Source organism: Brevundimonas sp. KM4, from assembly GCF_000964075.1.
Classification (GTDB): Bacteria; Pseudomonadota; Alphaproteobacteria; order Caulobacterales; family Caulobacteraceae; genus Brevundimonas; species Brevundimonas huaxiensis.
Genome location: NZ_JZRG01000023.1, coordinates 34,856 through 46,928, shown reverse-complemented (window position 1 = coordinate 46,928; position 12,073 = coordinate 34,856). Strand labels below are relative to the sequence as shown.

The following is a 12,073-nucleotide window of genomic DNA, read 5'->3' as shown; positions in this document are numbered from 1 at the left end:
TTCCGGGGCGACGGCGGTCAGTCCGACGCCCTCCGCGACTTCTTCGGCCTCGCTCGCCAGAACGCAGCAGCCTTCTACGAAAACGACATCGCCGAACGCCGCGTTCAGGCGGATGATGACTTCGCACAGGGCCAGACCGACGCCGCATCCGGCGGCGTCATGGACCCGGCCATGGCACAGTCGGTCGCCTACGAACGCGCCTATTACTCGACCACAGCGGCGGCTCGCCAAACCAAGTTCGAGACCGAGACCGCGCAGGAAGTCGAACGCCGCATCAACAGCGGGGCGACGCCCGACGACATCGACGAATTTATGATGGAGCGGAACCGAGAGTTCATCGCCGAATCCGGCGACCTCTTCACTCAACCCGATGTTCAGCGTCAGGTCGCGGGACGCCTGATCCGTTGGTCTGGCGATCTCGATACGCGCGCCAACGCGATGATGAAGGAGAAAACCGACAAGGAACTGCTGGACCTCACCGTCAGCAACGCCGTGTCTGGCCTACAGCGTGGCGATGGTTTCGACCTCGCGGCCGAACGCAGCCGTTTGACCCAAGCGGGTCTGAACGGTGACGCGGTGCAAGAAGCACTCGTCAACGGCGTCGTGGCCTACGCTCAAGAGACGGGTGACACGACCGTCCTTCAAAACCTGCTGGACGCTCGCGACCCGACAGACCCCGATGTCATCGCTTTCAACAACACGATTGAAGGTCAGCCGCTCCCTCCGGTGGAAACGCCGACGCCCGCTGCTCCGGCTGCGGCGCCTACGCGCCAGACCTATGCTGCGCCTCTCGCCAACATCTCGAATGTGTCTTCTGGGATCGGCGCCCGTCGCGCCCCTCTGCCGGGAGCCTCGACCAATCATGGCGGCATCGACATTCCGGTCCCGGTTGGCACCGCCGTCTCGGCTCCGGCCGATGGCGTGGTGGAAGTCGCGGGCGTCCGTGGCCGTGGCGGCAAGACCCTCATCATCCGACATGCAGACGGTTCAACGACAGGCTTCGCCCACCTCGACAACATCGGCGTGAAGGTCGGAGATACCGTGTCCCAAGGCCAGCAGGTCGCCGCATCTGGCAACACCGGCAACAGCACCGGGCCGCACCTGCACTGGACCTACCGCGACGCCAAAGGCGAGCGGAAAGACCCGCGCTCAATGGTCGGCTCCGAGACCCAAGCGATGGCTGCGGCTCCGGCTGAAACTGTCGAGACAGCATCGGCGGAAATCGAACCGGCTCGCCGTCCGCGACTGCCCGGCCGCTCACTTCTGAACCCGGCTCAACAGGTCCGCGTCCTCAATGCCATCGACAGCATCGAGGGTGACACCGAACGCAAGACCGAACAGGCGCGTCAGGCAACCAAGGACGAACTGACGATGGACCTGTGGTCCCGCGCCAGCCGTGGCGAAGACGTGTCGGACGCCATCGAACAGAACGTCCGCTCGGGTGTGCTGGAGCCGGGTGAAGGCATGACTATGAGCAACGCCTTCCGCTCGCTCCGTGACACCACCCTTGAAGGCGAAGCCGACGATGATTTGGTGCTGCGCTACGGCGAACGGTTCGCTGCGAACAATCCGAACTACGCCAGCATCGCGCTGGCTCGCCTTGTGGCGCCAGTGCCAGACCGCATTGTTTCCCCGCACCGCCGACAGGGGCGACTTGCAGTCTGGACAGAAGCATGGGGCGGGCAACAGCGAACGGTCGCCATGGACCCACTGCCAGACGGTCTTTCTCTCGTGATTAAGCAGCACGGCGGGCGCCCTCCGTCAGGGCGGCGGACAACGCCATCAGCTTCAACTGGCTATCGGACACGAGGTCCGCTGGCGCGGCGCCGAACGTCGTCTTGCCCTTTGCTTTCGCCGCCGCCTTGCCGGTGCGGGTCAGGGTGACTTCCATTGCGTAGCGGATGCGAGCCTTCGGCTCTCCGGTCAGACGCTCGAACAGGTTGCGGTTCACGAGCAGAATGTGACGGGCGCCGTCGCGCTTCCTGAACCCAAGGTTCCGGCCCGCCGTCTGATTGAACTCGTCGATGTGGCGATGGCGCACGAGATCGTCCGTCCCGCACCATGCGTTCAACGCTTCCAGATATTCGAACTCTTCCGGCGAGCAGTAGGTCATGGTCTGCATGATGGTCTCTCCCATCAGCCGGTTAGACCCGCGCGCTCGGGCATGGGTCATCGTGTCGGGGATCGCCGCGACCTTGTTCGACACGATGAAGTGCGTCGGGTTGGCGGCTCGCCACCCGGCGCAGACCTTCACCAGACTCTTCGCCGTGATGTTCTTCTTGGGGTAGGTCTCAACCGCATCCCGCACGATCCGGGGCGTGTCGAGGTCATAGATCGTCCACGACACATTGCTCGCATCGTTGAGACGCTTCGCCACCTTGAGAGGCACGGTCTCGGTCGTCAGGATCACCGTGCGCTTGGCCGCCTCAAGCGGCCAATCACGCTCCCTGAAACACCATTCCTTGCCGATCCGCTTGCCGTAGATCGACCGCTCGTCGTCGGCCGCATACTCCCCAGAGTCCGCCGTCACGACGACGCTCCATTCCGAGTAGTTCGCCGTCTGGAAAACGTCGAAGGCTTCCTCGAACGAAATCTTGGTCTGAACCTCGTGCAGGATCGGCCCGCCGTTGGCCGTCTGGAACGCCATGAAGTCGCTGTAGCGGCTGACCATGGTCGCGTCCTTGTGCCAGACATCGACGTTGCTGTCGGTCATGTCCTTGACCCAATCCACGAGGGCCTTGGGGTAGGCGGCCACCAGATTGTCGGCCTTCACCTCGTCATGAACGAGAAGGCCAAGGTTCATCTCCCCCCGGCACAGTCTCGTGTGGTCTGCGTCGCGCTGGCCCAGCCAGTAGGACGGCGCCCACATCAGACGGGTCTGCGAGGTCATGGCCCACTTGTGGGCGACCGCATGAACCGTAAAGAACACCGGGCGACGGTCGCCGACCTCGCGCCACATCGCCTCGTGCATCGCCGCGAACTCGGTGATGACGGCGGGCTGATACTTCTCGATGGCCAGCCACAGATTGCCGACGCCATACCCGGCCGCATCCGCAAGCGTCAGGGGCCTGATCCCAAGCTGATCGCAAGCGTCCTTGTAGGCCCGATCAAACGACCGGATCACCACGGCATGATAGAGCGCGCCGTTCGCGAACTTGTTGAACTCGTCGGCCTTGTCCTGCGCGTTCTTGTAGTCGCCGAAGGCATACATCACGCCCGCCGGATGCTCCGACACCTCAAGCCAGCCCGCGATGCGCTGATGCTTCTTGAACAGGCTCGTGGTCTTCGACACACCCTCCGGCGCACACACGAATGCGCGTTCCTCGTCGCGCACGGCGGTCAACAGAACCTTGCCGATCTCGCGCGCCCCGCTGGCGCCGTCCGTCACGTTCTCCGCAAACGCCTGTTCAGCTTCCGTCCGCAGCCGTCCGTTGATCGCCTCATACTCGGCGATCCAGTCCGCCAGCATTTCACCCAGAGGCTTGGCGAGGCTGACTTCCGACCGGTTCGACAGGCCGCGGCCCGTCCCGACCATGGCGACCGACTTCCAGTCCACGTCCATGTAGCTGTCAGGCGTCAGGTCCGTATGGTCGTTCGTGAACTTGGCGCGAACCTCGCCGGTCTGATCGTTCGTCGTCCAGTGATCGAAGCGAGGCCAGACCGTCTCGCCGTTGAACACGTCCCGCAGGCGCCCGCCGCAGTAGTCCAGCACAGGCGCCGACAGGGCGTTGATCGTCGTGACCGACTTGGCCGAACGCTTGATGACCTTCGGCGCATACTCGACGAACAGACTGTCATCCCAGAAGGTCGCGCTCGATCCGTTCGGCGCGCGGTCGATCCACTTCTCCCACATCACGAGTTGTGGCACGGGCGTTCCCGCCGGGATGCCGATGGCGTTGGGCTTCTTGAGCTTGCGCGTCCCGCCCGGCAGTCGCCGGAACTTCTCGGGCTGGTTCATGCTCATGTCCGGGTTGATGCCCGGATTCAGGATCGCCGTGACAATCGGGTAGAGCTTGGCCCAATGGCTCATGAAGCCGTTCCGGTAGCCCTCCGAGACGGTCAGGAGGTCCGTCGAGAACACGATGTGGATGTGGAACGACTTGTTCCCCGACCATGCCACCGTGATCCCCCGAAAATCACAGAACCGGGTCAGGTCTTTGTAAAGCTCGCCGATCTTGCAGTCGGTTGGGTGTTTGGCCGAACGCATCCACGAAAGCTGTCGCTGGAAAAACGTCAGCGTCTCGTCGTCGAACTCGAAGGTGAACGCTTGGTGCAAGCCTTTGACGACCCGATCCATGGGCCTGACGAAACGCTCGCGTGAGCGGCCATCGGCGTCGATGTAGGCTTGGGGATCGTGGTCGATCCTCATGGCGTTGGTGAAGTAGGTTTGCTCCGACCAATCCAGCGACGGGTTCTCGGTCAGAACCTGTGCGACGTAATGGCTCCGGCCGTCCGCGAACTCGTTCTGATCGACCGCCAGATAGGTATCGAGGTCGGGACGGTAGAGTTGAGGGGTGACGAAACGGTCGAGGAAAAGGGTTCGGCTCGCACGGTCATTGAAGGCGCGCTCGAACTGTCGAAGCTCGTGTGGGGTCAGGTGTTGGGCGGCAAAAGCCGAGAAGTCAAAGTAGTTCACTGGTCATATAGCACTTGGTCATAGAGGTTGTGCGGTGAAGACCGCGCCGACCAAGTGAAAAAGCTGACAGAGGACATGACCCCTCTGCTGATCTTCACCGTAAGATTATTTATCACGATGGGTCATTTCGCTGCCATATCTTTCGTCAGGCAGGTTCAGAGGACGTTGCTTGCGTCTGTTCGGGTTGGAAACTTCCCCCAAACTGATGTCGTTCGTAGCGAAAAGCATTAGTTTGGGGGAAGTTCAGCGTTCATATCGAAAAACGATAAAACTTTCCCCAAACTGTTGTCATTCGTAATTAGACTATAAGGAACAGCAACAGTTTGGGGGAAGTTTGGAGAGCCAAGTCGAAGAACCCGCTCCCCCAAGCAAGGCAAGGACAGATCGGAAATAGTCAGAAGGCTAAAGCCGGATGACGGAAAGAACCCGCCGGAGCGGTTAGCTCGGCGGGTTCCTGTCACTTCTACTCGGAGATCGGCTCCCGCGAACAAGCTGCGAAAGCGGGGGCCAGACGTATTTAGGCCGGAGGCGCGGATCAGTGGCGCGGATCGACGAAGCCCGGCGGCAGGGCGACCCGCCGGGTGATGTCATAGACCGTCGCGTCAGGCTCCCAACCGTCAGGGACGACGACGGTGAAAGCCTCGCGGGTGCGACGGTCCAAGAGGGTCAGGGCGATCATCGGAACAAGTCTCCCTGCATACGATCCCGCGACGGTTCGGAAGGCTCAACGCCTTGAGGGACCGTGAAGAGATCGGGCGGACTCTGCGCGACGCCGAACGCGCAACGCTGTGCAGCCGCGCCATCGGATAGACTGACATAGCCCCACGCCAGTCCGTCGTCGGCCTCAAAGGTCCAGCCCTCGCGAGCCGCCAGATTACGCGCCGCCTCGACTTCATCCGCAAGGGCGACGCCGACTCGCTCGCAGATCAGGACGCCATCGCGCCAAGCCCGCCAAGTGAAGCGTTCACCCTCGGCGATCAAGGCTCGCGCCTCTGGCGAGAGGGGCGACCATGCAGCCGCCCGTTTGCCCCGGCCCCTCATGCGAAGAACTCTTCGTCATGGGCGCCCCAGACGTGCGCGTAGTCGTCGCGAAGCTCCCGATCCATTGCCGCGATCAACATCTCTGGCGTGACCGGGTGCATGTTGTCGCTGCTATCCATCGTCGGGACCGCGACATCATCGAAATAGCCCGCCTCCCATGCCTGACGTGCAGCCGTCTCAAGGGACACGCCATCTGCCCGAACAAGCTTGCGACGGAACGGCGCCTCGCGATGCCAGCGGTCGAGGTCACGTCCGCGAAGTTCGCCGCCATCGTCGCAGATACCCCGGATAGACAGGAACTCGCAAAGCGACGGATCACGGCGCGGATGGAACGGGCGGGCGACAGGCTCCGGCGTCAGGTCCGCAACGATGTCGTCAACCGTGCGAGGCTTGCGAGCCGCGACGCGGGAAGGCGCCCGGACGCGCCCTCCCTTGAAAGCGGTAAGGCGCGACAGGAACCCGGCCGCAACGCCAGTCGAGACGGGCGCCGGTGCAGGTGCGACAGGCGGCGTCGGGTCCGTGTCGTCATCGTCGCCATGGGACTCGATTTCCGGCCCGCTGACGCCTCCCGACAGGTCAGGGAGATAGATGACGCCATCGGCCACGGAAGGTCGCTCCACGGGCTTAATTTCGGCCTTGTCAGCGAGGTCGAAAAGGTAGTCACACGCGGCTTGAGCCTTGCTCGCCGCCGTGAAGATGGCGCGCTTGTCCTGACGTAGAACCTTGAGCCATGAAGCCAGATAAGAGGCGTGATCCTCGCGCGTTTCGTTCTCGATCCCAAGGCGGGCGCAAGAAAAGGCCGCGCCCATTTCGGCGACCAATTCTTCGAACGCATAAGCCTTATCGCCGAACCGCTTTCCGAACTGGCGATCAAGCCGGGCCTTCGCGCCGCTCCAATGCGTCAGTTCATGGCACAAGGTCGAGTAATAGCGTTCCGGCTCGCCATACGCCGCGAAGGGCGGAACCTGCACAAAGTCACCCTTGGGCGAATAGAAGGCTTGGGAACCGCCGTGCCTGATGTCGGCGCCCGTCGCGACCGCCCAAGCATCGGCCTTGGCGATCCGGGTCTCGGAAGGTTCGACCGTCGCCGGTTCATAAAACGAGGCGGGCAAGCCGTCGATTTGTTCGACGTTGAAAACCGCATAGCCCTTCGCGAACAGGCGCGCTTTGCCGTCGTCGCCTTCGTCCGCGTCATCGGCTTGAGCTTTGAAGGTTCCCCAATAGACGACGGGCGATGACCGCTCGCCTTTGCGGACGCATCCGCCTAACGCCTTCGCCTGATTGAACGTCATCCAAGTGTGGTGACGATAGCCTTTCATTTCGGCCGCGCCCCACAAGAGCGCGACGTTCAGGCCGCGATATGCCTCGCCGTTCGCCCGTGTCGGGATGACAGGCAGACCGCAAGCCTTCGCGTTGTGACCGGGCGCCCAAGGGCGGACGCCAGCCTCAAGCATGGCGATGATGGAATCCGTGACGGTTTGGTAGATGTCAGCTTTCATTGTTCTGATCCGTTGATTGCGTTGACGCGGGTATTAGTTTCGAGGGTCGGACAAGATCAGGACCGCCACGCCAGCGGCGGGCAGGATCACGGTGACGAGAAGGGCGGCGATCACGAGATGACCTCAAAGAGCCAGCCGTTGATCGAGAGGCGTTCGCCCGTGTCGTCACAGATTGCCTCGAACGTAGAGTCGAGGTCGGCGCCCGGTTGAACCCAGACAGTCAGGTCATAGTGACCGCCGGTTATGTCGATGAGGCGAGTAAACCCGGCGGGCAGTTCGGTAAGCATTGATAACAACCTTTGCGTTGAGTCATTCGATGCCTCAAACCTGAATCGGCGAAAAGGTGTTGTCAACGCAAAAAATGACCTCAACCGCAAAAACGGCAGGTTGATACGAAAATTCGATCTGACCTCGCGCGCGCGTTTAATCACGCGAGCAACATCGTCCGTGCACGGTCTATCTCGACCGTCGCTTGACGATCACGCCTGACGCTCTGTGCCCTGACTTACGGGAACGAGGGCAAGCGATCTCAAGCGGTTAGCGAGAGAGTAGTGCAGACCGTGCCCGAAACCGTGCCAAGGCATCGCGTCGGAATCGGAAACGAGTCTCCCCGCGCATTTCCTATACGGTCCTATGCTGGCCAGCGTCGGCCCTGACGGTCCCCGGACGATGCCCCCACGGGGGGGGGCTGACAGTTGCGGGATGCGTATATTCCCCACTTCGGATGTGTGACCCAAATTTCAATCCGGGTCATAACTCTCATTGTCCTGTTAAGCTCTCGACAGGCATGACCCCCGAAACTTATAATCACGCCAATGAAGAACCTTTTGGCAAACATTAAAAGCGGATCGCCGATCTTCGATGTCGAGGTCTTCGGCGAGGGATTCGTTATTGTCCCAAAACGGGGGCAGGAAGCGGAGTTCGCCAAGATGATTGATGAACTAACGTTTCATCAAAGCGATGAATACGCCATCTTCCCCATCACTGACGGCAAGTTAGGCTACGAACGCGCTACGGTAATGCCACTCTGACTGTGCCGGATCGAGCGGCTCGCATTGCGCGAGGGCCTTTCGCATTAGCTGAATCTTTAAGGATCGGCCGGTTATCTACGAGTGTCGAGAGTGTCGCGTTGTTGGGTGCCGATGATTAACTTACTTAAATCCATTGGAAAAGGTTCGGTAATATTTGAAGCTCAGCCACTTGGAAAGTGCTGGGTAATCTCTCCGAAGGATGGTCAGGAGAGTGCCTTTGTAAAATTTGTAGACGAGCTTACTGTCGGTCACTGTGATAAAGTGGTCGCGCAGCCCGTCACTGATGCGCTCGGGAGGTATGTCCGTGCTGTGGTCGTTCCATTCGAAACTGAAGCGTCATCGTGAGCGAACCGAGCTAAATGGATAATCAGTTAATCTACTCTGGTTTGATGTAGTCATCGGGTGGGATAGGCTTGCCCCTGACGACCATGACGTTAGGGTCAGCTTTCAAAGCCATCAAATTCCAGTAGACTGCCTTCCCCAGTAGCTTAGCTCGGCAAAATAAATTCTTTTCAAGAAGGGCTTCGCGGATAAAGCCCACACTTTGCGTATATACTCGCGTTTGATCTTGTCGTCGTCGCTATTCACCGCGTTTCGCTCCACCAAGAGGTGCGAGCATATGCGATATAGCCGCGACAGAAGCGGGTCGGTTCAAGGCCGTTGAGGGAAAGTTTGGCTAAGCTGGCTTTGAGCATTTAGTAGGAACGCTACCGCGTTTGTGATTTGTGCAGAAACGAATGGCTTCTCGATGAGAATGCTATCGGGGACGCCCTGTGCCCGCCACTCATGAGCACTGTCGCCAGTCACATACACGACGGGCAAAGTGCCGTTCATTTCCCGCGCTGATCTGGCGACATCCCAACCTGTTGCCGCGCTCCCAAGGTTTACATCTGTAATCAGAGCGCGGCATTCGGCGCCGCAGGTGTCGAAAAGGGCTTTCGCTTCGATTGCCGAGCAAGCCGTCTTAAAAACAAAACCCCCGTCTTCGAGCGCATGTTCGAGTGTCATCATCACAAGTGGATCGTCGTCAACGACGAAAACACAGACAACTTCGGTCATGACAACACCATTCGGAACCTGCCATAACGCAAAAGTGCCTCGGCAGTTTCGCGATGTGTCTCGGAATACCGAGCGCGTCATTAACCTACGTTAAAACAACGCCTTGCAATCGAGGCCCGCGACGATCAGGCCAAGCCTATTCGTCGAAGGGGAGAATATATGCGCGCTCATATAATCGTTCTGTGCCTTCCGTCATCCGGGTAGCAAAAACCGCGTAAGATGGGTCTGGATCGTTGATGGCGTCTCGAACGAGCATCGAGAAATCGGACAAGCGGTCAGGCTTGGCTATAATACCAAAACCGTCCCCGCCCGGCTCGACGGAGTGTATCTCTGACGGATTGCGAAGGCGCGATAATAAGCCGATCATAGGTAGTTTCCTCTCAGAAAGACTACGACTATGGAGACTGAACCAAAGTGCGGCGATACTGTTAGCATATCGAGTGGCAGCTAACAAATGGTCTCACATCTTCATTCTTACGACCCGCTCCTACGAGCCGAGAACAACATGTTTAGCGCGTCAGGAACTGTTGAAGCATAGCTGCGACAGCATCGCTCTGCTTCTGATTCAACTGCGACCACAGTTTCAAAATGGCTCGTTCCGAGGGTGATTGCCCTGTTAAGACGGGATCGCCGTAGAGGTCGGCTACGCTACATCTCAAAGCACCGGCGACTTGCAACAGCGTTGAAGCAGCAACTCGATTTGCCCCGCGCTCATATTTCTGAACCTGCTGGAACGAGACGCCAATAGCCCCCCCAAGTTCTGACTGAGTAAGGCCCAGAGCTACGCGGCGGTCGCGTATTGTTTTGCCAATTTGAATATCGATAGGTGACAGGGTGATGCGAGACATGATCCGTATGTATGCCGATTCCAGCACTAAAGTCGCTGCATTCGATACCTTGGCATATTGGTCACAGCAACTTCGAAAGCTTTCGTCACAAGCGTAGTGGCGAATTGACGATTGATATGGGACTGGACTTTTTGGCCAACCTGAAGTTTTAATAGCCGCCGTTATGGGGTGCTTGCTTGAACGCCTTAAGGCGGGGTCAACCGCCTACAATGTGGAGCCGACCGGCGACGGCGGCTTCATACTCGTTCGCGACATCGAACATGCGGAAGAGTTCACGAACCTTGTTCGCGCCCTCATCAATCGGCCTACGGACGAGTTCGTCATTCTGCCGACGAGTGACGGGCATACCGGCTACGAGCGGGCTGTGATCCTGCCTCTCTGACTGACGTTCTGGTCGGGCATTAGTCGGATCGCCGCTGACTAAATATCAGCATGATCCTTTCCATTCTGACCGGCGGCATCGACCTGCCGAAACTCTCGACCGAAGTCGCCTCGCTGCGTCTCGCTGTCGAGGAAACCAATGCGGCCTTGGCTGACCACATCGTGAAGGCCAATGCTCGCATGACGACCATCGAGGGCGTCGTATCGGACAATGTCGAGACGCTTCGCATGAAGCTGGATCGTCTGGACAGTGAGATTGGGAACTGCACGTTCGGCGACGCGCGGGAGCGTGAGGATGGCTTCACGCCGCGCGGCCTGTCCGGTGTCGTGTCGGACCTCTCAATTGGTTTTTATCGCCAAGCTGGCGAGATCGAAGCATTGAAGAAACAGGTCGAAGCCCTGACGGCTGCGAAGCTGTCGGAGGTGAAGGCTCGCAAGGTTCCGAAGAAATCAGGCTGACCGGCTGGCGCGCTTCCGTTCAAGAAGCGAGACCGCTCTCTCGATCTCGTGCATTCCGGCGTTTCGATCCTCAACAAGATCGAGGCGCAGTCGTATGATGTCGTTGTCCAATTCCTGAAGCGTCTGGCCGGGAGTGTTTGATCGGGCGAGTGCGGCCAGCGCATAGTCGCGGATCGCCTTGATGCGGCGCGGCTCTTTCTGGTCTTCCTCATCCATTTCGGCGCCAGCACGGGCGATGTCGGTCTCAAGGGCCTGACGGTAATGGCGCGCGCTGTCAGCGTCCCACGACCGTCCTTGGAAGGTCATCAGACCGAGTTCGTTCAGGTGCTTGGCGAAGGCCGCGTTGGACAGGTCGCGACGAGGATTTCCGAGCTTTTCGAGAATGGCTTCGCGAAATAGAGCGTTGAGTTCCGGCGAGTTCGGAACAGGTTTTCGTTTGGCGCGGAGGCGCCGAGCCTCTCTCCAATGTTGTTCTAAATCCATGACCGCTCGCCTGAAATACCAATCATAACATGAGTTTGCTTGCTTAATGCGACGTTAACCCGGCCAATTTCGGGAGGGTGAGTTTTAATCTGGTCATACGTCCACTCGAACGGAGACCCGACTTTGACGACCTACTACGAACCCGTGCCCGAAAATCAGTTCGCTTCAGGCTTTAAGCCGAACAGCTACCACCAAGGCATCATCAACCAGATCATTTTCGAGCGTATGGCGGCCATCGCGGCGGTCGCGTTCGACTGGTCCGAAGAGGCCATGATCTCCTCCGTCAGCCCCGGCTTCGGGATGGGTGATGTCCTCACGGCCTACCGCAATGCTTTCAAGGGTAAGCGCGGATACAGCGTGTCCAAATGGGAAGCCTACAAAGACCCGAACCCTGCCTGTGAGTTCAACACGCGCTTCACCGTGAAGGTTGAGGGCGACGGCTGGTGGACCCGTCTTGTCGTCGTCTCGGCCGTCGAATTCGGCGAGAGCTATGACGACGACGAGGATGAAGTTCGTCTGTCTGACCATCTTCAAGCGGTGGCGATCTTCTGCGGCATGAACGCCGACGACGCTGACGCCTTCGGCAAGATGGCCCGGTGGTGGACGACCGTGAACCCTTCGAAAGCGGAGGGCTGA

General features: G+C 59.4%; 12 protein-coding genes. 5 read left to right on the top strand and 7 right to left on the bottom strand.

Annotation, left to right across the window (positions count from 1 at the left end; genetic code table 11):
- Positions 1 to 171: 171 nt before the first annotated feature.
- Positions 172 to 1,884, top strand: a complete 1,713-nt coding sequence (locus VH88_RS15425; RefSeq protein WP_197071085.1) for a M23 family metallopeptidase — start codon at positions 172 to 174, stop codon at positions 1,882 to 1,884.
- A gap of 3,287 nt (positions 1,885 to 5,171) precedes the next feature.
- Here VH88_RS15425 and VH88_RS16095 read toward each other — a convergent pair.
- The 4 genes from VH88_RS16095 to VH88_RS16090 all read right to left on the bottom strand — a co-directional run bounded on the left by VH88_RS16095 (position 5,172) and on the right by VH88_RS16090 (position 7,463).
- Positions 5,172 to 5,315, bottom strand: coding sequence for a hypothetical protein (locus VH88_RS16095; RefSeq protein ID WP_156146836.1), 144 nt, complete (start codon positions 5,313 to 5,315; stop codon positions 5,172 to 5,174).
- A complete protein-coding gene (locus VH88_RS12955; RefSeq protein WP_156146835.1) occupies positions 5,312 to 5,617 on the bottom strand; it encodes a hypothetical protein in 306 nt (101 codons plus the stop codon). Before VH88_RS12955 ends, VH88_RS16095 begins: the two co-directional genes overlap by 4 nt.
- Before the next feature lie 56 nt (positions 5,618 to 5,673).
- Positions 5,674 to 7,176 (bottom strand): ArdC family protein, encoded by a 1,503-nt coding sequence (locus VH88_RS15765; RefSeq protein ID WP_082064493.1) that lies wholly within the window; start codon positions 7,174 to 7,176, stop codon positions 5,674 to 5,676.
- Positions 7,177 to 7,286: 110 nt separating this feature from the next.
- Positions 7,287 to 7,463: a hypothetical protein gene (locus tag VH88_RS16090; protein WP_156146834.1), complete on the bottom strand. Its 177-nt coding sequence runs from the start codon at positions 7,461 to 7,463 to the stop codon at positions 7,287 to 7,289.
- 528 nt (positions 7,464 to 7,991) lie between these two features.
- On the opposite strand from VH88_RS16090, the gene VH88_RS12945 reads away from it, so the two are divergent.
- Positions 7,992 to 8,207 carry a hypothetical protein gene (locus VH88_RS12945; protein WP_045811629.1) on the top strand — a complete coding sequence of 72 codons (216 nt, stop codon included), beginning with the start codon at positions 7,992 to 7,994 and terminating at the stop codon, positions 8,205 to 8,207.
- A gap of 651 nt (positions 8,208 to 8,858) precedes the next feature.
- On the opposite strand, the gene VH88_RS15760 is transcribed toward VH88_RS12945, so the two are convergent.
- Complete coding sequence (locus VH88_RS15760; RefSeq protein ID WP_082064492.1) at positions 8,859 to 9,266, bottom strand: response regulator; 408 nt, start codon at positions 9,264 to 9,266, stop codon at positions 8,859 to 8,861.
- Positions 9,267 to 9,775: 509 nt separating this feature from the next.
- Entirely contained in the window at positions 9,776 to 10,114 is a 339-nt protein-coding gene (locus VH88_RS15755) for a helix-turn-helix domain-containing protein (protein ID WP_082064498.1), read from the bottom strand.
- A gap of 172 nt (positions 10,115 to 10,286) precedes the next feature.
- Here VH88_RS15755 and VH88_RS12940 point away from each other — a divergent pair, with 172 nt between their 5' ends.
- Together VH88_RS12940 and VH88_RS12935 are read left to right on the top strand one after the other, a co-directional pair.
- A complete protein-coding gene (locus VH88_RS12940; RefSeq protein WP_137721805.1) occupies positions 10,287 to 10,496 on the top strand; it encodes a hypothetical protein in 210 nt (69 codons plus the stop codon).
- Between the two features lie 50 nt (positions 10,497 to 10,546).
- Positions 10,547 to 10,954, top strand: coding sequence for a hypothetical protein (locus VH88_RS12935; protein WP_045811627.1), 408 nt, complete (start codon positions 10,547 to 10,549; stop codon positions 10,952 to 10,954).
- Here the strand turns inward: VH88_RS12935 and VH88_RS12930 are convergent.
- The gene (locus tag VH88_RS12930) at positions 10,946 to 11,437 is read right to left on the bottom strand and encodes a hypothetical protein (protein WP_045811626.1); all 492 of its coding nucleotides are present in this window, start codon (positions 11,435 to 11,437) and stop codon (positions 10,946 to 10,948) included. The genes VH88_RS12935 and VH88_RS12930 overlap by 9 nt on opposite strands.
- Before the next feature lie 123 nt (positions 11,438 to 11,560).
- Here VH88_RS12930 and VH88_RS12925 point away from each other — a divergent pair, with 123 nt between their 5' ends.
- A complete protein-coding gene (locus VH88_RS12925; protein WP_045811625.1) occupies positions 11,561 to 12,073 on the top strand; it encodes a hypothetical protein in 513 nt (170 codons plus the stop codon).